This window comes from Ornithinibacillus gellani (assembly GCF_003730295.1).
Lineage (GTDB): Bacteria > Bacillota > Bacilli > Bacillales > Amphibacillaceae > Ornithinibacillus_A > Ornithinibacillus_A gellani.
Map to the genome: position 1 here is coordinate 88,102 of NZ_QTSZ01000029.1, position 22,477 is coordinate 110,578.

At 38.4% G+C, this 22,477-nt stretch carries 24 protein-coding genes; all 24 read right to left on the reverse strand.

The window, feature by feature from the left end:
• Positions 1-5 precede the first annotated feature (5 nt).
• On the reverse strand, positions 6-530 hold the full coding sequence (locus DX933_RS08630; RefSeq protein ID WP_123316037.1) for a cupredoxin domain-containing protein: 525 nt from the start codon (positions 528-530) through the stop codon (positions 6-8).
• Positions 531-1,205: 675 nt separating this feature from the next.
• Positions 1,206-2,390, reverse strand: a complete 1,185-nt coding sequence (locus DX933_RS08635) for a PDZ domain-containing protein (RefSeq protein WP_123316038.1) — start codon at positions 2,388-2,390, stop codon at positions 1,206-1,208.
• A 399-nt stretch (positions 2,391-2,789) separates the two neighbouring features.
• Positions 2,790-4,256, reverse strand: a complete 1,467-nt coding sequence (locus DX933_RS08640; protein WP_123316039.1) for a S41 family peptidase — start codon at positions 4,254-4,256, stop codon at positions 2,790-2,792.
• Between the two features lie 204 nt (positions 4,257-4,460).
• A complete protein-coding gene (locus DX933_RS08645; RefSeq protein WP_123316040.1) occupies positions 4,461-5,921 on the reverse strand; it encodes a murein hydrolase activator EnvC family protein in 1,461 nt (486 codons plus the stop codon).
• Positions 5,922-5,977: 56 nt separating this feature from the next.
• The gene (gene ftsX / locus DX933_RS08650) at positions 5,978-6,871 is read right to left on the reverse strand and encodes a permease-like cell division protein FtsX (RefSeq protein ID WP_123316041.1); all 894 of its coding nucleotides are present in this window, start codon (positions 6,869-6,871) and stop codon (positions 5,978-5,980) included.
• Positions 6,861-7,547, reverse strand: a complete 687-nt coding sequence (gene ftsE, locus DX933_RS08655) for a cell division ATP-binding protein FtsE (RefSeq protein ID WP_123316042.1) — start codon at positions 7,545-7,547, stop codon at positions 6,861-6,863. The genes ftsX and ftsE overlap by 11 nt, the downstream gene beginning before the upstream one ends.
• A gap of 389 nt (positions 7,548-7,936) precedes the next feature.
• Positions 7,937-8,278: a cytochrome c551 gene (gene cccB / locus DX933_RS08660; protein ID WP_123316043.1), complete on the reverse strand. Its 342-nt coding sequence runs from the start codon at positions 8,276-8,278 to the stop codon at positions 7,937-7,939.
• A gap of 221 nt (positions 8,279-8,499) precedes the next feature.
• A protein-coding gene (gene prfB, locus DX933_RS08665; RefSeq protein ID WP_123316044.1) for a peptide chain release factor 2 occupies positions 8,500-9,601 on the reverse strand; the annotation gives its coding sequence in 2 pieces (ribosomal slippage) (positions 8,500-9,528 and positions 9,530-9,601; 1,101 coding nt in all).
• Between the two features lie 80 nt (positions 9,602-9,681).
• On the reverse strand, positions 9,682-12,198 hold the full coding sequence (gene secA / locus DX933_RS08670) for a preprotein translocase subunit SecA (RefSeq protein ID WP_123316045.1): 2,517 nt from the start codon (positions 12,196-12,198) through the stop codon (positions 9,682-9,684).
• 254 nt (positions 12,199-12,452) lie between these two features.
• Positions 12,453-12,680 carry a hypothetical protein gene (locus tag DX933_RS08675; protein WP_123316046.1) on the reverse strand — a complete coding sequence of 76 codons (228 nt, stop codon included), beginning with the start codon at positions 12,678-12,680 and terminating at the stop codon, positions 12,453-12,455.
• A 300-nt stretch (positions 12,681-12,980) separates the two neighbouring features.
• On the reverse strand, positions 12,981-13,538 hold the full coding sequence (hpf, locus tag DX933_RS08680; RefSeq protein WP_123316047.1) for a ribosome hibernation-promoting factor, HPF/YfiA family: 558 nt from the start codon (positions 13,536-13,538) through the stop codon (positions 12,981-12,983).
• A gap of 317 nt (positions 13,539-13,855) precedes the next feature.
• Positions 13,856-14,209: a flagellar protein FliT gene (locus DX933_RS08685; RefSeq protein WP_123316048.1), complete on the reverse strand. Its 354-nt coding sequence runs from the start codon at positions 14,207-14,209 to the stop codon at positions 13,856-13,858.
• A complete protein-coding gene (gene fliS, locus DX933_RS08690; RefSeq protein ID WP_123316049.1) occupies positions 14,209-14,607 on the reverse strand; it encodes a flagellar export chaperone FliS in 399 nt (132 codons plus the stop codon). Before fliS ends, DX933_RS08685 begins: the two co-directional genes overlap by 1 nt.
• A 47-nt stretch (positions 14,608-14,654) precedes the next feature.
• Entirely contained in the window at positions 14,655-16,127 is a 1,473-nt protein-coding gene (locus tag DX933_RS08695) for a flagellar hook-associated protein 2 (RefSeq protein WP_123316050.1), read from the reverse strand.
• 15 nt (positions 16,128-16,142) lie between these two features.
• Positions 16,143-16,499 (reverse strand): flagellar protein FlaG, encoded by a 357-nt coding sequence (gene flaG, locus DX933_RS08700; protein ID WP_123316051.1) that lies wholly within the window; start codon positions 16,497-16,499, stop codon positions 16,143-16,145.
• Positions 16,500-16,568: 69 nt separating this feature from the next.
• A complete protein-coding gene (gene csrA, locus DX933_RS08705) occupies positions 16,569-16,811 on the reverse strand; it encodes a carbon storage regulator CsrA (protein WP_123316052.1) in 243 nt (80 codons plus the stop codon).
• 4 nt (positions 16,812-16,815) lie between these two features.
• Positions 16,816-17,265 (reverse strand): flagellar assembly protein FliW, encoded by a 450-nt coding sequence (gene fliW / locus DX933_RS08710; RefSeq protein ID WP_123316053.1) that lies wholly within the window; start codon positions 17,263-17,265, stop codon positions 16,816-16,818.
• 22 nt (positions 17,266-17,287) lie between these two features.
• Positions 17,288-17,851: a DUF6470 family protein gene (locus DX933_RS08715; RefSeq protein WP_123316054.1), complete on the reverse strand. Its 564-nt coding sequence runs from the start codon at positions 17,849-17,851 to the stop codon at positions 17,288-17,290.
• A 58-nt stretch (positions 17,852-17,909) separates the two neighbouring features.
• On the reverse strand, positions 17,910-18,803 hold the full coding sequence (gene flgL, locus DX933_RS08720) for a flagellar hook-associated protein FlgL (protein WP_123316055.1): 894 nt from the start codon (positions 18,801-18,803) through the stop codon (positions 17,910-17,912).
• Between the two features lie 8 nt (positions 18,804-18,811).
• Positions 18,812-20,266, reverse strand: a complete 1,455-nt coding sequence (flgK, locus tag DX933_RS08725; RefSeq protein ID WP_190279466.1) for a flagellar hook-associated protein FlgK — start codon at positions 20,264-20,266, stop codon at positions 18,812-18,814.
• Between the two features lie 32 nt (positions 20,267-20,298).
• The gene (locus tag DX933_RS08730; RefSeq protein ID WP_123316057.1) at positions 20,299-20,790 is read right to left on the reverse strand and encodes a flagellar protein FlgN; all 492 of its coding nucleotides are present in this window, start codon (positions 20,788-20,790) and stop codon (positions 20,299-20,301) included.
• A 46-nt stretch (positions 20,791-20,836) separates the two neighbouring features.
• The gene (gene flgM, locus DX933_RS08735) at positions 20,837-21,100 is read right to left on the reverse strand and encodes a flagellar biosynthesis anti-sigma factor FlgM (RefSeq protein ID WP_123316058.1); all 264 of its coding nucleotides are present in this window, start codon (positions 21,098-21,100) and stop codon (positions 20,837-20,839) included.
• A 234-nt stretch (positions 21,101-21,334) separates the two neighbouring features.
• The gene (locus tag DX933_RS08740) at positions 21,335-21,754 is read right to left on the reverse strand and encodes a TIGR03826 family flagellar region protein (protein WP_123316059.1); all 420 of its coding nucleotides are present in this window, start codon (positions 21,752-21,754) and stop codon (positions 21,335-21,337) included.
• 37 nt (positions 21,755-21,791) lie between these two features.
• Positions 21,792-22,475: a ComF family protein gene (locus DX933_RS08745; protein ID WP_123316060.1), complete on the reverse strand. Its 684-nt coding sequence runs from the start codon at positions 22,473-22,475 to the stop codon at positions 21,792-21,794.
• Positions 22,476-22,477: the final 2 nt, after the last annotated feature.

Below are 22,477 nucleotides of genomic sequence, written 5' to 3' on the forward strand. Positions count from 1 at the left end.
CCAAATTATTCCGTAACTTCTAGGGTTGCAATCATTAAATGATGTGCTAAACCACAATATTCCAAACATAGAACTTCATAGGTGCCAGGTTCATCAAAAGTGATATACACTTTGTTTACATATTCTGGCATTGCTTGCGTTTGAGCAATTAGATTCATATCTTCATCATAGATTCCAAAACCATGGTTCACATCCGCACTCGTTACGTCAAATTCAATTGGTTCACCAACCTTGAAACTTGTTTGACTTATATTCCATCCAAATTGCAATGCCTCCACATCCACAATGGTTGGATCCTTCCCTTGTCCATACACAGGCTGATTATAGGGAAGTTCACGTAACGTATAAATAGTCAATACAAGCATTAGTACAACTAATGAAATACCATAAAATGTACGAGCCTTATACCATTTTTTCTTAATTGGCTCATAATCTTTTCTCTCTTTTGATTTCAAAGCTACAACACCAAATACCGCGGCAACCATTAACATAAAGAATAAACTTGTAATCCATGCTACTGTTTGAATCATTTTCAGGCCTCCTCATCCCATCAGGCGTGCTTTATCATTTAATACACGGGATAGTGTTTACGATGCTTGCAGACAGCTGCTCCCATGTTCTTTTCAATTATAGAAAAGGTTTTCACTATCACCAGTGAGCAAAATCACGACAAAAGACTCAGGTCTATTCTCCTTATTTACGCTGTGTACAGTGTAAAATAATGGCGACATATCGTACGAAATAAAACACCATGGAAAAGAAGTCATAAAAAAAGAAACCGTTCACAATTTTGTCAGGTTTCAAAAGTAAAAAAATATCTAATTATCAACATTTGATTACAAAAACAAGGGATATATCAGTACTTGCAGGCATTTTTAAAATGTCCTATTTTGTTGTCATACGAATATTATAGGATCAAACATAACGCACATGATTTAGTCATGCTCCTGAAATATATTTCAATCTTCTTGTAGTTCAAATCACGCTTCTTGCTCAAGAAATGGATGTACCTCAGAATCATAGATTAAAAAAGCAAGTTGGATTCCAATATAATCCCAACTTACTTTTTAAATTTTTTCGTAGTCCCTCTTTTCTTCCATATACAGCACAGCTTCACACTAATAGATTGCCCTGCGTCGATTGTTTCTATTATTGTTCGTCTATCCAGCTAATTATTTTAACAATGTACCTGCCGTCCATCAACCTTAATCTGAAGATTTCATTCGATACGGTTCGGAAATAAAAATCATACCCAGTTCATGATGATCGCCTTCATATAATGCACTTTGTACGAAACGAACTTCATTATCTTTATCTAGTATTTCCAATTTAAAAAAGGATCCGGTAGTTTGTAAAGCCTGATAAAAGTCAGCTGCATGGTGAATTCGATTGCCATTCACCTTCGTGATCACTTCACCTGCAAGTATTTGCAGACGGTCTGCCGGAGTACCTGGAACCACCCCTAATACCCTTAAACCATTTGCTGTAGGAGAAAAATAAGATTGATCTTCCTTTTCCTGTATTCGATACCGATAATTGATTAACTCTCTACCAACAATTGCGATGATAACAGCTAACAATGACAACCAGGAAATAAAGATGCTGCCAATTGCTAAAGCAATAACGAGTAATCCCAATAATAAAACATGACGCGAAATTACAGCTGCTGATTGCTGTGGTAAAGTTGTTCGTGCTTTATATTCAAAACCGATAAGAAATGGTACAAGTAAAAGGCTAAACTCATTGCCTCCAATTGTAAAAAACGGCCAAAAATCAGCAAAAGGCGTGATCAAACCAGACGGTATAAGTACGAAAAATGGGATAATTGCCATTCGCTTCATTCGATGAATCCCAATCCATCCTCCACGTTTTCCTTTCGCCAATTCCGGGAAGGTGTTCTGATTCTTCGTTCGGCTTATAAACTGTGCCTCGATGAGTAACAATAATCCTAATAGAATGGTTAGTGCTATAAAATTTGTATTCGAAAAAAATGTTTTGGAGAAAAACGTTTGCTGTTCCATCACGAAAGGAAGCAACAACAGTAATAAATACGTGATTCCAATTGTATAGCTTGGAGATAGTAACGTGAAACGTCTAGTTATGCTAAGTAAAATCGTGATAATACCTAACATGAGTATTGTTTCATATGTAAATACAAATCCAATTCCAATAAATAAAACAGAAATAAATAATCCAAGTAACAAGGACAACTGCCAATTTCCCTTCCACTCGGCAAAAATATCATACACACGAGATCCAAAGTGACGTCTTTCTCGCTTGATCCGGACTGTTCCTGCTAAGATAACAAGCAAGAAAGACCAATAGAATAACGGATTTAAAAATAATCTACCAATTCCCTTTGCAAGTTCTATCAACCATGCTTCTGCCATAAGACCACCCCATCAAGTTGATTATCATCTATAATGATTGATGTTATAATGGTGTAACTTTTTGTATTGTATCTAGTATACTTGAAATCCGAAAAAAATTCTCGAATCACCCAATATTTGATTGAGTCACGTATGTGTGGAAGAATTCCAAAGTTCCACATTTTATATCGTTTTATAGAATATCCATCGCTTTATTGCGTTACGCGCAGATTTCCAAGGTTGTTGCAAGTTGTTTATACGGCTGCCTACCCGAAGTCAAATTCAAATTTTTGGTCTGCGTATATCATTTTCCCATAAACATGTGACGCTACATATTTATCATGAAAACGGATATAGTAGGGATCAGGATAAAAAAATCAGCCATTGGAAATCTAATCGATTCCATGGCTGATTTCTTCATTAATTGTATAATGCTTCTACTGCTTTTACAAGCTGTTCGTCATCTTCACCACTGCGGATTCTTTCGATAATCCTTGTTTCCATGAGACCAGCTGTTTTTTCATCCACTTCTCCAGTTTGTTTCAATTCATTTTCCTTTTGAAAAGCTTTTACTGCATTTTCAGTTTGCTTATCAAAATAACCATCCGTTCTTCCTGGCTTATAACCAAGTCCTGTCAGCATCTGCTGGACATTTTCTATCGTTTCACCGGTATGGTCAAATGTTAATGGTTTTTCGATTTGAATTGGATTTGCATAATAATAATCAGGCTGGTCAACCTTTACCGTTGGCTCCACACCTTTTTCATTGATCCAATTCCCTTTCGGTGATAACCACTTAAAGAATGTAAGCTTAATGGTGCTTCCGTCTCCCATTGGGACTGGCTGCTGAACGGTACCTTTTCCAAAACTTTTCGTTCCAACAATATCATAACCAATTTCCTTCATTGCCACTGCTAAAATTTCTGATGCAGATGCACTGCCTTCATTCACTAACACGGTAATTGGATAAGATTTCTTCTCTTTTAAATCTGTATAATATTTTTCTTTTTGTCCATTTTTATCTTCAATTTGGATATATGGCACATCTTTTGGAATAAAATGTTCCAAAATATCCTCTACAGAATTTAATAGACCACCTGGATTTCCACGAACATCAAGTACCAAACCTTCCATGCCGTCCTTTTCCAGTTTTTCTAATTGTTCAGCGAATTCCTCAGCTGTATGCTCAGAGAAGTTCGTAATTTCAATCACACCGGTTTTCTTGCCGTTATCTGTATTCATTTCACTATAGACAGTCTCAATTGGTATCGTATCGCGTACAAGCGTCACATCAAAAGGTTTGGATGCTCCTGAACGTTGAATCGACAAAACAACTTCTGAACCTTTTTCACCTCGAATTAAATTAACAGCTTCATTTAAATCCATACCTTCCAAGCTCTTTCCATCGACGGTTAACACCTGGTCATTTGGTCGAAGCCCCGCTTTTTCCGCTGGTGAGTCCTTAATTGGAGTGACGATGGTTACCTTTCCATTCACCATGCTAACCTCTGCTCCAATACCTTCAAATGAGGACTCAATCTGTTCGTTGAATTCCTTCATGGCTTCTACATCCATATACGTGCTGTATGGATCTTCCAATGATGTCAGCATGCCTTGGATAGCCCCTTCAACCAACTGCTTGTCTTCTGCATTTCCCACGAAGTTTTCCTTGATTAATGCATATGCCTGTTCAATTTTAGTCATGTTATCAGGTTGTTTGTCTGCATCATTTTGTTTATCATTGTTTGACTGCTGTGCTGCTTGCTGATTGGTTCCCTCATCGGCCGCGTTTTTATTCCCTACTTGAACTCCCCAATATGCTCCAAAAAAACCTAACAGCAAGGCAGCAAGTAATATAAGTAATGTTTTCTTGCCGTTTAACTTCATTCCTTCACCTTCTATCTTTGTCATTGAAACTACTTCAATATGTAAAATGATAACATGTTCCAGCCCATATGACTATTTGTCTACCTATAACAAAGCTCCAAATACTGTTTATTTAGTAAAACAGGCATCGCACCTTAGTGCAATGCCTCGTTATATTTCTAGCTTTTTATTACGTTATGCAATTTTAGGTTTGTTTATGCTTGTTTATGGTAGATACCCCAATGGATTAACAGGGTTTTTATATCCACCAGGGTGAACTTCAAAGTGCAGGTGTGGTCCTGTTGAATCTCCAGTACTTCCTACCGCACCTATTGAAGCTCCTTGCTGAACAACCTGTCCAGTTGAAACGTAAATCTGGCTAAGGTGTGCATATAATGTGGAATACGTTTTACCACCAATAACATGTGTTACGATGATAAAGTTACCATAACCGCCGTTATAACCATGTGATGCTGAACTAACTACACCGATCGCAGCAGACTTAACTGATTTCCCTGAAGGAGCAGCAATATCAATACCAGTATGCAATTTACCTACAATACCTGAAATCGGGTGGATACGTGGGCCGAATCCACTGCTCACTCGACCTTGAACCGGCCAAATAAAATCACTCTCGACATAGATTGGACCGGAATCATCATTTGATCCATCATCGGAATCATTATTTCCTTCATCGTTTCCACCATTTTCATCATCTGCTATTTTGTTCTGATTGTCGCGTCTTTCTTTTTCACGCTCTGCTCTTTCACGCGCTTCCTTTTCTCTCGCAGCTTTTTCACGGGCAGCTTTCTCTCTCGCTAATTGCTCCAGCTTTCCTTTTTCAGCCTGCGCTAATTCTTTTGCTTTTTGAATGGCAACTGCTTGCTCATCTAAAATCTTTTGTTCTTCAGTCAATGTTAACTTGTAATCCTCTAATTCGTCATGTTCTTCTTCCAATTGAACAATCAAACTTTCTTTTTTGCTCATTTGCTTGTCCAACTGGCTTTTCAAAGCAACCAGCTCCCCTTTTTGGTCTTCAAGGGCAACCTTTTTCTTTTCCACATCCATCTTCTTCGCTTCTACATCAACTTGTTTAACCTGTAAATCTACTTTTTCCTGCGCATGAATTTCCATAATGTTTTTATCTTGATCCATAATTGTATTTACAGCCGAAGAGCGACTAATAAATTCACCGAAGCTTTTAGACCCAAGGATAACTTCTATGTATTTCATGCTTCCGCCATTCTTTTGAATGGCGCGAAGCCTGTCCTTTAATAAAGCATCTCTTTTTTCTATACGGTCCTGCAACTCAATGATGTCTTCCTTTAATTGCTTAATGGTTGCCGTTAATTCGTTAATTTCATCCTTTGTTTGGTCTATTTCTCCTTCTTTAAACTGAATAGACTGTTGTGTCTTATTCAATTTCTCCTCGAGAGAAGTGATTTCTTGCTTGATATTTTCTTGTTTACTCAGGTTTTTATCTATTTTTTTATCTGTATCTTGCTTATCTGTATCTACTTCACTCTTTTTTTCGTGCACATTATCTTGTTCTTTCTCTAAATCTTTCAATTCATCCTCGACATCACCTATTGTTTTAGCAAATACTGGACTTCCATTGGAAAATAGGCTCCCCATTGTCAGGACCAGTAATCCAATAAGTGTAATTACAAAAGACTTTTTCTCCATTCCGTTATTCCCTGCCTTCCCAAAAAATATTTCGCCCTATTGACACTTACAGTTCGTTATACCTTCAGGAATTTACGTACACTCATGACACTTCCCCAAATGCCAATCAATGCGCCGACACCTACAATAGCAAGCGATAGTTGCCAAGCAAAAGGATTAAATGGAAGCAGCTTCACAAACGGAAGCGTAATATGCTGACTAACGTTTGTAATCAAATAATAATAACCAGCCATGATTGCCGTAACTGGTAAAATGGACCCTAAAATACCGAGTAGCATTCCCTCAATAAAGAATGGCCATCTGATGAATCCATTTGTTGCACCAACCAGCTTCATAATTCCAATTTCGCGGCTTCTTGCCATAATCGTTAGCTTAATGGTGTTTGAAATGAGGAAAATTGCAGTAAATACTAATCCTCCAATAAGCACCAAGCCTATGATTCTAGCATACTTATTAAACTCAAATAACCGCTCGACAACATCTTTTCCGTAGTTTACTTCCTCTACATGATCCATTGCTTCAATCTTTTCCGCTATAGCCATCGTTTGATTCGGATCCTTTGCCCGAACAATATATACATGATTCAATGGATTGTCCTGTTCAAATAATCCCCAAGATTTCCCTTGTTCTCCCATGCTTGTAATAAGCTTCTGTAATTCATCATCCTTGGAAGAGAACAGAACGGAATCAACACCATCGATTGCTTTTATTTGATCACCAAGTTCTAAAATGTCTTCTTTATTCACGGTCAAATCAATCAGTGTATTAATTTCAACATCTTGTTCTACATTTTCTGCCATTTGGTTCAAGTTAAAAATAAGCGTTAAAAAAGCACCTACTAAAATAAGGGTTACTGTAACGGCACCAATGGATGCGACGGACATCCAGCCATTACGGAAAACATTTTTAACACCTTCTCTTAAATGACGATTAATTGTTCTAAGCTTCATAACCGTAATCACCCCGGCGCTCGTCTCTTACAATTAATCCGTCCTCAATTGCAATAACACGTTTTTTAATGGTATTAACTATTTCTTTACTGTGTGTAGCCATAATGATGGTCGTTCCTCTAGAATTAATTTCTTCAAATACACGCATAATTCCCCACGATGTTTCCGGATCAAGGTTACCTGTTGGTTCATCAGCAATGACAATTTTCGGATGGTTAACAATAGCTCTCGCGATGGAAACACGTTGCTGTTCCCCACCGGATAATTCGTTTGGAAAGGATCTTGCTTTATTCTTTAACCCGACTAAATCGAGTACTTCTAATACACGTTTGCGGATATTGCGTGGATGTTCCTCAGTTACTTCAAGTGCAAATGCAACATTTTCATAGGTTGATAGTTTTGGAAGCAATTTAAAGTCTTGAAATATAACACCAATCTGTCTGCGCAGCTCTGGTACTTTCCTTTCCTTTAACTCGCCAAGGTCAATATCATTAATAATGATAGAACCACTTGTTGGCTTCGCTTCCCGATACATAAGCCGGATAAAAGTCGACTTTCCTGCACCACTCGGTCCAACTATGTAAACGAATTCACCCTGTTTTATCTCAACATTTACGCCATTCAGCGCCGTTACGCCGTTGTTGTACGTTTTGAATATATCCTTCATCACAATCATAATTTATTATCACCTTTATACATTATTGTTCTTGCCTCTTGATGTCTGTTTCTTATTGTGTAAAAAGCAATCGCGTTTTTCACTCGATTACAACCCATTATAACATTAAACGACATCATTTTTAGACATAAAATTATTACAATTGTATTTCAGACAATAGAAAATAAACGCAATCTGTTACATTTTATTAATATGGTATAAATGGTGCAAAATGGAATAACGGTCGAAAGAATTGGCGGTAAAAAGTCTGGAGAAAACATCATTTTATTGGGGCAATAAATACGTGAATCATTCGAGGAATTCCAATCGATGTTCAGCATTTTTCTTATCAAAATCAAAACGAGGGTCATCGAAAAATCGATGAAACCCTCGTTCACGTTATAACGTGCTTATTTCTTTTCAGATAACCAATCTGCCAAAGTTTTAGCATCTTCGTCACTTACTTGCTTTTGAGCTGGCATGCTACCAGTTCCGTTGTGGATAATATCTACAATCTCGTCAGCAGAATGGTCTGAACCAACCTTAGTTAGGTCTGGACCAGCGCCTCCACCTAGATCTTGTCCGTGACAAGAAGAACAATTGCTTTTGTAGATATCTTCAGCACCTGAAGAATCCACTGTTCCACTGTCTGCATTGTCATCTGTTCCTTTGTCAGCGCTATCGTCGCCGCCTCCGCACGCGCCAAGCACGAGCACAGAACCGAATACAATTGCTAGAAGCCATTTCTTCATACTTTAAATCCCCCTAACAAAATTAATAAAATGCTGTCAATGTCTATTATACCCGAACAACTAGAAAATAAAACACATCGATATGCCAGATTTTGGTGAACTTTGTTGCCAATAGCTGCCATATCAAGGTTTAGCTAATTGTGGCAAATTCATGAATTCATTTTCCCTATAAACACTGTAGTAATAGGGTTTATAGGTGTTTTTGTCTACTTGATAACAAATTAATGAATATTGGAACGTAGATATGCATCAATAAATGGATCTAAATCCCCATCCACTACGCCTTGGGCATTACCGATTTCTACATTGGTTCGATGATCCTTTACCATCGAATAAGGATGAAACACATAGGAACGTATTTGGCTTCCCCAGCCAATTTCCTTTTGTTCTCCCCGAATTTCCGCTAATTCTTGCTGTTGTTTTTCAATTTCAAGCTGGTAAAGCTTTGACTTGAGCATTTTCATTGCAGATTCCCTGTTCTTAATTTGTGATCTTTCGTTTTGACAGGTAACTACCGTATTGGTAGGTAAATGGGTAATTCGTACAGCGGAGTCGGTTGTGTTTACATGCTGTCCACCAGCACCACTTGCACGATACGTATCAATTTTTATTTCTTCACTTTTGATTTCGATATCCACGTCTCCAGACATTTCTGGCGTTACATCACAAGAAACAAAGGAAGTATGTCTGCGTCCTGATGAATCAAATGGGGAAATACGTACCAGGCGATGGACACCTTTCTCTGCCTTCAAATAACCGTATGCATTATGTCCTTTAATAAGTAAAGTTACACTTTTCACACCAGCTTCATCACCTGGTAAATAATCCATGGTTTCTACCTTAAAGTTTTTATCCTCACTCCAACGTTGATACATCCGGAGAAGAATACTTGCCCAATCCTGTGATTCTGTACCACCAGCACCTGGATGGAGCTCTAAAATAGCATTATTAGCATCATATGGCTCACTAAGCAGCATTTGCAGTTCAAAGTCATTCATCGATTCGCGTAAACCTACAATATCCTGGTTAAGTTCATCAAATAATTCCTGATCATTTTCTTCCTTCACCAATTCATAAGATACTTCGATATCATCATAGCTCTCAACTATTTCCTGAAAAGCGCCAACTTGATGTTTTAAACCATTTACTTCATCAATTACAGTTTGGGCTGCCTGTTGATCATCCCAAAAGTCGGGTGCCGTCATTTGCTCCTCTAGCTCCGCGATGCGCGCTAATTTATGATCTAAGTCAAAGAGACCCCCTAAATTGTTCAATTCTTTTCTTCATCTGATCGAGTTCACTTTTAATTTCAACTAATTCCATATGATTCACCTCTTATGTTTTTTCACTATATGTTATGAACAGCAATGAAAACACTCCCGCTTTGGGAGTGTTTTTCTAACTTATTGGCCATGACAGTTTTTAAACTTTTTACCGCTACCGCATGGACACGGGTCATTTCTTCCGATATTATGCTTTCTTACATATGGCTTCCGTTTCTTTTTCTCTTTTTCTTCACCGCCGGAAACTGCTTGTGTATTTTTAACTACCTCTTGACGTTGCAGATTTTCACGGATTTGTGCTTTCATGATATACTTAGCAACTTCATCCTCTATACTTGCAATCATCGTTTCAAACATTGCAAAGCCTTCTGTTTGGTACTCACTTAGTGGATCGTTTTGACCATAGGCCCGTAAATGAATTCCCTGACGCAGTTGATCCATCTGGTCAATGTGATCCATCCATTTTGTATCCACGGTGCGTAGCAAGATTACTTTTTCAAATTCACGCATCTGCTCCGCAGACAGTTCTTCTTCCTTCTCATCATAGCGCATATTTACTTTATCCATGATAAAGGCAACAATTTCTTCATCTTCTTTGCCCCGTAGTGATTCAATCGATACATCTTCCGTCTCGACAAGGTTACCATGGGCATAATCGACAATGGACTGCAAATCCCAATTATCCTCATCATCATCCTGTGTATGCATATGAACGACCCGCTCCAGGGCTGAAGTGATCATATGGATAATAATTTCGCGCAAATCATCCCCATCAGAGTCAATGACTTCGAAACGCTGCTTATAAATAATTTCACGTTGTTCCCGTAGTACATCATCATAAGATAGTACCGTTTTACGGGCGTCGAAGTTATTTCCTTCCACACGCTTCTGGGCAGATTCAACTGCACGAGAAACCATTTTACTTTCAATTGGTTGGGTATCATCCATGCCAAGACGTTCCATCATCGTTTTCAAATTATCTGAACCAAAGCGACGCATGAGTTCGTCTTCCATCGACAAGTAAAACTGAGAAAGTCCTGGGTCTCCTTGACGTCCGGAACGACCACGAAGCTGGTTATCTATCCGTCGTGATTCATGTCGCTCTGTACCAATTACAGCAAGACCACCAAGTTCTTTTACACCTTCACCAAGTTTAATGTCTGTACCACGACCAGCCATGTTTGTAGCAATCGTAATCGCACCTGGCTGACCCGCATTTTCAATAATTTCTGCTTCACGATAATGGTTTTTTGCGTTTAACACATTATGGCGTAAGCCAGCTTTTTTAAGCAAATTAGAAATTAATTCTGATGTTTCAACGGCAACCGTCCCGACTAGCACTGGTTGTCCAGATTGATGTCTCTCTTTAATGGTTTCCACGACCGCACGGAATTTACCGTCCATGGATTTATAAATCATATCCGCCCTATCATCTCTCGTAATCGGACGATTCGTCGGTATTGCAATAACATCCATATTGTAAATGTTACGAAATTCTTCTTCTTCCGTTTTTGCCGTACCTGTCATACCAGCTAGTTTATTGTACATCCGGAAAAAGTTCTGGAAGGTAATGGAAGCAAGTGTCATGCTTTCATTTTGAATTTGCATGCCTTCTTTTGCTTCAATTGCCTGATGAAGCCCATCGCTATAACGACGTCCCTTCATTAAACGGCCTGTAAACTGGTCAACAATAACTACTTCGCCTTCTTCAATCACATAATCTGTATCGCGATGCATAGACACATGCGCTTTTAGGGCTTGGTTAATATGATGGGTTAAAGATACATTACTCAAATCATATAAGTTTTCAATGGAGAAATATTTCTCTGCCTTATTAATTCCTTCTTCAGTGAGCTGCACACCTTTTGTCTTTTCATCGTACGTATAATCTGTTTCACGATTTAATGTGATCACGAAACCATTTGCTTGCTGATAAAGTGCTGCTGACTTTTGGGCAGATCCGGAAATAATTAATGGTGTCCTTGCTTCGTCAATTAAAATAGAGTCAACCTCATCAATGATAGCAAAATTCAATGGTCGTTGTACCATTTGTTCTTTGTAAAGCACCATATTGTCCCGTAAATAATCAAAACCAAATTCATTGTTAGTACCGTACGTAATATCAGCCTGATAAGCTTCTCGTTTTTCTTCTTTGGACAATCCATTTCCATTTAGTCCAACAGTTAAACCTAAAAACTCATATAACTGACCCATTTCACTGGCGTCACGATCTGCCAAGTATTCATTCACGGTAATAATATGAACACCATCACCAGAAATGGCATTTAAATAAGCTGGCATGGTGGAAGCTAATGTTTTACCTTCCCCTGTTTTCATTTCAGCAATATTTCCTTCATGAAGCGCAACAGCGCCTACCAGCTGAACGGGAAATGGTCGCATGTTTAACACACGTTTAGAGGCTTCACGTACAACCGCATAAGCTTCAACGAGTAAATCATCCAAGCTTTCCCCATTCGCATACCGTTCTTTAAATTCTGTCGTTTTTTTCTGTATATGTTCATCCGAAAGCTTTTCCATCTCGGGTTCTAAAGCTTCAATTTCGTCTACAATTTTCTGTAGTCGATTGAGTTGTCTTTGATTACCATCGCCAAATATCTTTTTTAAAATCCCTGCCATCTTTAACGCTCCTTCAACTAGCTAAAAAATTTTATAACAGCTTTATGCCAAAAATCATCATTCATGCACTTGTTATGCACATCGTTGACTATGTTTAATGCTGAACATAGAGACAAGTTCCTCTATTAAAAAATGGAAGCCCTAGATAGCATTCCAACATTTATAATAACACTAGTGGCAGGTGCTTGACAACTTGAATAAGCCGTCTAATGGTGTGGAAATAAAGGCAAGAGCAGCCCGGGGATGAGCTGCTCTTAATCATTGGGGTTATTTCTTAAATACGTGGATCGAGAGGAATCTTGTTCCGGGGAAATCCGACGGGGTGAAATAGCATAATGCTGAATTTCCGTAAACCGTTTAGATAGTTCAGATACACGTTGATTTGTTGATGCTAAAATATCAACCAGCTGTGCAATTGTATCCTCCTGCTGACGAATTTTCATTGTCAGTTCTTTAAGACCAATAAAAGACCGCTCACTCATTACACATTCCTCCCGTTCTGCTACTAATCCTTTTATACCATAATCAGTTCTTTATGCCTATTTACCAATTATGCATTTTGGTATGCATTTCGACATAATTCCAGTAAATTTATACATAAAATCGGTTGAAATGACCGTTTTACATTGTTTTAATGATTCAACCGGCATTCAAATATGAAATATGGTGTTTCGTTCGACTTTATTCGACGTAGTGATCTGTTGGATGATGTCGAAACGATTTTAATCAAACAAAAAAAGCGATTTTTGGATGTAAACCAAAAATCGCTTCCTCTATGATGTTTAACTATTTGGTTCAATCAAACCGTATCTTCCATCTTTACGACGATATACAACGTTTGTGTCACCAGAAATAGCATTTGTAAATACGAAGAACGCATGCCCCAGCATATCCATTTGTAAAATGGCTTCCTCAGAATCCATAGGCTTCAAATTAAAGCGTTTCGTACGTACAATTTCAATTTCGTTTTCTTCTTCTTGGATTTTTTGATTTTGTGCTTCTTTTTCAAGTTCTGCGAAAATGTATTTTGGAGATCCATCCTGACGAAATTTTCGATTTACTTTCGTTTTATATTTACGGATTTGACGCTCCAGCTTGTCCACTACCAAGTCAATGGCAGCATATAGGTCATTGTGCTGAACCTCTCCACGCAGTAGCAAATTCGTCATTGGTATGGTAACCTCAATTTGCTGTTCATCATTATAGACACTTAAATTGACATGTACATCAGAAGTTGGCGGTGTATCAAAATACCGTTCCAATTTATTAATCTTCTTTTCGGTGTACTCCCGGATAGCATCCGTTACCTCAATATTCTCCCCGCGAATGTTATATTCCATAAAAGTGTCCTCCCTTTGCGTTATGTCTTTAGTATACTATGTTACCCTAGAAAAATCTTGTTTAAACTAGCGAAAAGGCGAAAAACATCTGGGCAATTCGTTTCTTATAATGTGTTCTGCATCTCATATTGGCGTGTGATTCCCCTTCATATTAACGGATACAGCAACAAGATAAATGATTTATTATCTGACACTTGTTTCAAGTCATACCGCTTGTTTTCTCCATGTTCATCTTAGGTATTTTTTCCTAAATAAACAGCCTTCATAAAGAAAGTAAATGCTTTTTCCTTTCTATGAAGACTGTTGTTTACATCCACTTATTGTTTGCTATCCAAAAACATACCATCTAATGCTTGCACCGATTTATAAGGATTCGTGTAATTTCGATTTGATTTCTTTTGTTTTTTTACCTGACGCATTTCTTCCTTTAACTCAGAAAATAGTTGTTCCAGCTGCGCCTGGATGGTTGAATTCATGGTAACAAGCTCTTTGCCTATTTTCGTTTCTTCTTCCGAAAATGGTGGTTGTAATTGCTCCATTGAAACAGCTCGAGCTTCGATTAATTCATGTACTTCAAAAATAATGGCTTCACGATTTTTCGGTGTGATTTCCTGACCCAATACAGTTGTCAGTTGCAAGGTGATTTCAAGCGTCTGCTGTAATCTATTCATTAGATACGCGCACCCTGTGTATACCCGCTTGTTCTAGACTGGAGCAATACTTCTTTCCACACGTCACGAAATTCAACCACATATGCAAGTACTTCTTCCAGCATCGAAGGATCGTTATTTATATTCGCTTCCATTAATCGATGATACATATATTCATACAACGGAAGCATTTGTTTCGAAAGCTCAACCTTTTGGTCCAATGTGATCATCAATTCCTGTATAATTCGTTGTGCCTTTTGGATATGTTCATTCTTTTTTTCAATATCCTTCTGTTCCATATCTTTTATTGCTTGTTTAATAAATTTCATACAGCCATTATAAAGCATCATTGTCAGTTCTCCACCTGATGCTGTATTCACCGCATTATTCTGGTAGGTTTCAAATTTATTAACTGCCAATCTGTTCACTCCTCGCTCTGCCAGTAACTGAAGTCTTTAACCATGTATTATCCGAATTGTGACATCAAATAATCTGCTTGTGAGTTCATATTTGAAATTGCCTTTTCCATTGCTGTAAACTGACTCCAATATCTTGATTCTAATCGAACAAGTCTTTTTTCAAAAGTTGTAATTCGTTCATTCAAATCCTTCATTTGTTTCCCAAGTGTATAATTTTCCAATGTACTCGTACTCTTACCAGCTTTCGTTTCGATTGCTTTCATCGTAGAATCAATGGAATCCTCTAATCGGTTAATAAGCCCGCGTGATCCGTCCTTTGCATTATTGGTGAATAACTTTTGGACACTATCTGGATCATTACGTAAGGCTTCTTTCAGTTTTTCTTCATTTACAACGAGCTTTCCGCCGTCTCGGTATGCACTAGAGGTTTGAATTCCAACCTGTGTTAAAGTTGTAAAAGCTCCACCTGTATCCACCTTTGAATACCAGCTGGAACGAATATCATATAGGCCATTGGAAATGGCAGATTCACCGCGTAATAAGCCGCTTTTTGCTTTTTCTTCCCATTTTTTAATTTCATCTTCGCTCATTTCTTTCTTTTGAGCATCTGTCAATGGCTTGAAATCGCGAAATTTTTCCTCTTGCTGTGATTTATTCATGACTTCAACAACTTCATTATACGTATTCACGAAGTTCATAATTAAATCAAATGTTGAGTCCACATCATGATCAATCGTGATGGTGGCATTTCCTTCTGTTACATTCTTAAACTGAAACGTAATCCCATTTAATTGATATTCGTTATCCTTGGATTCTAGTTCCAATTCACCATTGTAAATAAACTTGGCATTCTGTCCGCCTTTTTCATTCGCTGCATCCAGTTGCAGGACGTTCGAAAAAAATGCATTGTCTTGCGCATCAAACACAATTTCCTTACCATTTTCATCTGGGTTATATTTACCTGTACGTGTTGTTTCCAGTATGACACGTTTAGATTGCGTATCATAAAACGCACGTACATCATTATCTGCACTTGTAATTCGATTAAGTACATCTGTTAAAGTGTCTTCTGCTGTCACTTCAAATGTATGCACTTTTTCCTTACCATCTTCATCAAAGGTTGTAAAGGAAAATTCACCTAATGGCATTCCATCGATTTCTCCCAGCTTCTGCTTCGGATCAATTCCTAATGGTTCACTGAAATTAATGGCGTTTTTGGCTAATTGCTGCACTTCTATATCATATGAACCTTTTGGAACGCCACTTGCCGCAATCGCTGTTACAGCATTTTCTTGAGAAGATACAGCTGTTTTTGGATTATAATTTTTGCTTCGCTTCATTTCAAACATTAAATCATCTAATTTAAATAAAGCTTTATTAATATCGCGAAATCCATCACGTTTCCATTCCAGCAGGGTACGATCCTGGTGCATTCGATCCAATGGCATTCTTTCTGCAGACATTAATTTCTCAACAATAGCATCGATGTCCATCCCTGATGCAAGTCCACCAATTCGCATCTACAAACACGCTCCTTAAATCTTTTGATCAATCATAATTCCCATTAGCTCAGCCATTTCCGCGTACATATCGAGCATTTTCTTGGGAGGTATTTCTTTGATCACTTCATCCGTTAAAGGATTAACAACAGTGACATAATATTCATTTAGCTTTTCATGAAATTGAAATTTCAAATTGGTTCGTAATGGTTCAATAAACTCATTGATTTTATTAACAACTGTCTCTACATCACTTTTGTGAACTTTATTTCCTTGTTCTTGTAGTAATGCTGCTTGCTGATGTACACTATTTCTTGTACTATTCTCCAGTGTAGATATAGAATCTTTCGTGATCGATGTCTGTGCATGCACAGCGGTCTGATCCAATCTCATAAGCCCTACAGCCCCTTGCTCTTTTTTTCTTATATCGGAGCAAATGAACCTTTTGTTTAATTTTTTCCATTATTTATCTTCTTCAGCTTGATCTACCTGTGTTTGTAAGATTTTCATGATGTCTAATTGAAGATTTGCCGCTTCTGTATTTTGTTCTTGAATGGCTACATAAATTTCCTTCCGATGTATCTCTGTCGTTTTTGGTGCCGAAATACCGAGCTTTACCTGGTCACCTTCAATGGCAATTACCGTAATTTCTATATCATCACCGATTTGGATTGCTTGTTGCTTTTTTCTAGAAAGTACGAGCATATCTTCATTCCCCTTTCCCTATCGTATTACGCATTGGGGCAATAGACGCTTTCATCGAATAGTGATCGGTATTCAATATGTATTGCCTGCCAGATGTGATGGTTGGGTTAATAATCAATGGGGCTTTTAAATTGATTGTGCTATCCATAAAAGGCTCTTTCAATGTAATAATAGACAGCACCACCACATCTTCTCGTGACTGGATTTGTAAAGCTTCTACAGTGCTATCATCTAATTCAAAGGAATATTCCGGATAGAAATGATATGGGTCAGCAACAATAAATGCCAAATCAGCTGTTTGGATCGATTGCAAAATTTGAAACAGTGGGTTACCGGGAAGTCCAAGCAAAACAAATTGCTTCTCCTGTTGAAATCCCGGTATTCCATTTGAAAATTGCAATATGTCTTTCTTTTCTACCTTTACCGTTCCTAAATATTTAGTCTCAATATTCATGTTTATCACCCTTTCGATGGTGTTAAATTAAAAGATTTGTAAATGATATATCAAGGTGCTGATAATTCTTCATACGAATATCTACTTTTCCACGTTCATATTGTATGTTGGGTGGGCTCGTTTTTGCTTGGATAATTGGTCGGTTCGGTTCGACGCGGATGTCAAGCTGAGCTGGAGTGCTGGATAATTTCACAGAAAATGCAGACGGAATAAAGGTAATCCCAACTTGTTTTTCGGAACGATGTCCATTTTGAATCGCTTGACTAACAACCGGATTTCCTGCCTGCTCCAATTTCATTAACGCACTTCCCTGTTCCGCTCTTCTTGCCATCCCGTCCAACACTGCCTGCTTACTTTCACTGGCTTGCTTAGCAGTGCTTTTTAACGGGCCATATAAATTCATATCCTCCCACGCCTTGGATTGGTCAATCATTAAGGTTGCCGGTTCAGATTCCATTGTCATCGTTGCGCGTGGTTGTTCCATCGTTAAAACGGCTGGTGGTTGTTGAATCTCCTGTTTACCAGATAATTGTCTTATTTCAATCATTGCGCGTTCTGTTTGTAGACGAATTTGCGGGAAATTCATTATGAACACCTCATTTTACGTAAGTTAACCCTGGTTCCATTAGGGCCAGGGTTAATAATTAACGTAGAAAATCCAGTAGTGATGGTTGAATTATTTTTGAACCTGCCGCCAATGCAGCACGATGAATACTTTCTTGCGTGATTAAATCTGTAATTACCTTTTCATAATCAATGTCTTCATTTTTCGACATCATATTTGTAGCGACCAATTCCTGTTCACTCAAACGATCCTCAATTAAATCAAGTCTGTTCATTCTCGCACCTAAGTCGGCTCTAGCATTAATTACTTGATTTAGACTGGCTTCCAAATCTTCAATACTGGCACTAATATCCCCTTCTTCATTGGTTAAGCGGTTGATGAATGTATCTATCACTTCAAATACATTTCCTTCATCCGTCCCTTCCGGGGTACCAAAGACCCGGTCACCGTTTACATTGGCCTCTAAGGTTACACCAGGTGCGATTTCAATAAGCACCGTATCTGCATTAAAGCTATCTTGCTTATTACCATCTGGATCATATGGCTTTTCAGTTGTATTCGTGCCATTAAAGATATATTTTCCATTGACACTCGTATTGGCAATACTAATTAAATGCTCCTTCAACTGTGCAGCCTCTTCCGCAATACTCGACCGTGCTTCCGCATCATATGTATCATTGCTCGCTTGAACCGCTAATTCCTGCAGTTTTTGTAAGGTTTTAGTTGCCTTATCCAATGCCGCATCACTATTATCCATCCAATTATGCACTTCACCCGTATTTCGCATATATTGGCCAATACGGGATACTTCTGAACGATAGCTCATCCCTTTCATGACAATCACTGGATCATCTGATGGCTTATGCACCTTCTTGCCTGTATTTAACTGCTCCATATATTTACCTAACTTGGAATAGCTACTAGATATATTACGAAGCATATTATTGGCTAACATATTTTGTGTCACACGCATGATATACCCTACCTTCCTACTAATCCCATACTATTGATAATTCGGTCCAGCATTTCATCAATGGTTGTCATACTGCGAGCTGCAGCGTTAAATGCATGCTGAAACTTGATCATGTTCGACATTTCTTCGTCCAACGATACAGCGCTAACTGACATCCGCTGATTATCAACCTGAGATAGAAGAATCATTGTATTTTTCGTTTGCCGGTTCGCCTCACGGGCATTTACACCTAACTCACCTATAACCGATTCATAAAATCCTTTGATCGATACCTTTTCACCAAGTCCAACATCCAATTGATCAAAAACACCGGATAGGGCTAACGCATTTTTTCCATCGCCGGCTTTCCCATTTTCACTAGCAGCAACTAAACCTGGGTTGTCTTTCATTGCTTGGCTCACATCTATGTCTGAAGCATTTGTACCAGTAAAAAATGGATTTCCTGTTTGTCCTTCTATGCCAAATCCTGCTTCATGGACGGCATTGAATGCAGATATAAAAGCAGCTGCCATGTCATCTAGTTTCTGCAGCATTTCAGGGTAGTCTACTTCATTTGCAGTAATGAGTGCATTTAATGATCCATTTGTTGTCATTGGTAGCTTCTGTCCATCAATTTCAACGGCATGTGTGTCTTTATTCAATGTAAGCGGATGAATGGGATCTTCATTATCACCTGGCTTCCCCTGAAGTAACGTAATACCAACAGGCTGACCATTATCATCCACTAACTCAATTGTTGCCAAACCATCTGCCGTTTTTGGTGAACGGTCACTGCTTGGTGTATAAGTTACTTGTATATTTACAATGGTAGAAAGCTGATCAACCAAACGGTCTCTTTCATCATATAAATCATTTGCTAAATAGCCATGGGGCTCAATCTTTTGTAATTGCTCATTAATCGCATGAATTTCACGTAAAAGTGAGTTGGCATCTTTAATCTTACCATCGATTTGACTTTGAATATCTTTTTGAATGGTTTTTAATGAGCCTGATAAATGCTTAAATGTTTCAGCAACGGCAACACCATTCTGAACAACGACTGAACGCGCACCAGAGTTTTCAGGAGTGACAGCTAAATCTTGTAAGGAAGACCAGAATAACTCCATGGACTTGCTTAGACCACTGTCATTGGTTTCATTTAGCACGTTCTCCATACGAGATAATGCCTCTGATTTTGCCTCCCAATAGCCTGCTTTACTATTTTCCGCACGAAATTGATTGTCTAAAAACATATCACGAATCCGCTCAATGGAACCAGTTTTGACACCAGTACCAATCTGTCCAGGTAATTGAGGACGATTTCTGGAACCGCTTGGATAAGCAGGCATCGTTTCAAAATTAACACGCTGTCTGGAATATCCTTCCGTATTGGCATTGGCAATATTATGTCCTGTTGTATATAGTGCTGACTGCTGGGCATACAATGCCTGCTTGGCCATTTCTAAACCGTGGAATGTGCTCATTATGCTTACTCCTTTTTCATCGCTCTTTTCAATTATGCCTTCGAATCAAATACAGATCGCTTCATTGTTTCTGTCTGTTTTCCACTACCATAATTCAATTTGGAGATAGATGGACTTAGCTGATCCAATGAAAATTGGACAAACTGCATCGATTGGGCAATCAGCATATGATTGAGCTGCTCCTGCTGTTTAATTTTCAAGATAAGCTCTGACAAGGTAATGGTCCGCTCCTCCAACTCCTGAAGCATCTTATGGTCTGCTATATGTGTAAGGATTGTCGTAATATTCCCCTCGGAAACCGGCAAGTTTTGCTCCGCACACCATTGTTCAACAGCTGCCTGGCGTTTTCTTTCTGCTAACTCCAGTACATGGACTATCTTTCGTTCCTGCCCAAGCATCTGCTGCAGCTTATCCAAGTTTCCTTCTTTTACATACGCTGTTTTTTGTTCAGAAATCTGTAATAGCTCTTCGTGAATGGTGCATAAATTAGTAATTGATTCGTTAATTAGTTGTAGGGACTGCATAAGGTTCTCCCCTTTATGGAACGTCCGTGATTGGACTATTTATTCTTTATTGTTTCGACCAAAAGTCAATCATTTTTTGGGCTGTTTTTTCATAATTAATCTCATAGTTCCCGGTTTGAATATCTTTTTTTAATTGCTGAAGATATGCTTCTCTTTTTGGATGCAGCTTCTCACTTTCTTGCAATTCCTTTGCCTCACTGGAAATCTCAAGCTGATCCTGTTGCTTATACTGTGACACTTTACGATCATGCTTTTGAAGTTGATTGTTATACGGATTAAAATGCGTTTGATTTGGACCATTTATTTTCAAAGGTCTTCACCCTTTCTTTGAGTATGGGGCATCACCATCTATCCCTGATGGTCATCCAATAAATATGCTGTTTGATGGTCAATGACCGCATTCCTCGTTCCCATCTCCAGATTCTATTATTTTACCTATGTTGTATGATCTGTTGGCGATGTGAATCACTAGTCATGTGACTGCCCCATTCATAACGTTTTCGCCTTATTATCTTTTATCGACTTGTTTTCAATTTTATAAAGTTTATTGTTTAAATTGATCCATTGTATAATAAATTGGCTGTTTTTCCTGCTTTTTACTTGTTGAAGAGATCGCCTCAACCCGTTCGTGATGTTTGAGTTCTCTTTTTAATTCATCTGAACAATTCGCACAAATATGACCGGTTTGAATGGAGGTTCCACATCGCTCACATGGATAGCCAAGTGCAGGAAACTCAGATGTTCTAAGGCGTTTTTCGCGGATGAATTTAATAATAATGGATTCATCTACCTCGGTAGACGCTGCTATTTCCTGCAAGCTTGCTTCTCTATTTTTATGTGATTTCAAAAAAGTATATACTGTTTGAAAATCCTTCTCTTCTGCCTGATAGCAGCTTTGACAAATGGGACGCATCATCTGAACAAAAACAGCGCCGCAGCGGGGACAATTTGCTAACTCAGCCATATATAAATCTTTCCTTTCGATAAATACATCATAACATTTATCCTCTAATGAGTGTGAATGCGCAAACCTTTGGACAGCCCTGTTGCTTTAATACATTCGCAGCATGTCGTAAGGTCGCACCTGTTGTATATATATCATCGACAAGAATGACTGGTTTGTTAATTGTTTTTTTCATTCGAAAAGGGTTTTCTGCAAAAATTCGATCTTGTCGAGATTTTTTTGATTGTTTTTCCCCATCTTTTCGTTGTAGCAAAGCCACAGACTTTCTATCCAAAAAAGCCGTCAGCATTTCCGCTTGATTAAATCCTCGTTCGCGATGACGCACCACACTAAGAGGGATAGGCACAAGTATTGCCGCTTTATCCCATTTTAAAAAGCTTTGTTTAAAAGCATCTATAAAGGGCCATCGAAAGGCTTCGCCAAGTAGATAATCCCCTCGGTATTTCCACCTGCTAATCATCTCTTTCATGGGATCATTATAATGGTATACAGAATAATTCCAGGCCAGCGGGTCTTCATCCTGAAAGATATCTTTCCACCATATACAATCACCACAGACAGTTTGATTGGAATACCTGCTACAACGAACACATCGTCTTCCATCCAGCAGCTGCAGTTTATTCGTACAAGCAGAACACAGAGGGGACCTGCGACTTGGCATGAATACATTTCCCCAACTTACCTCCACTAGGATTGAATCATGACACCATAAACAATGCATGT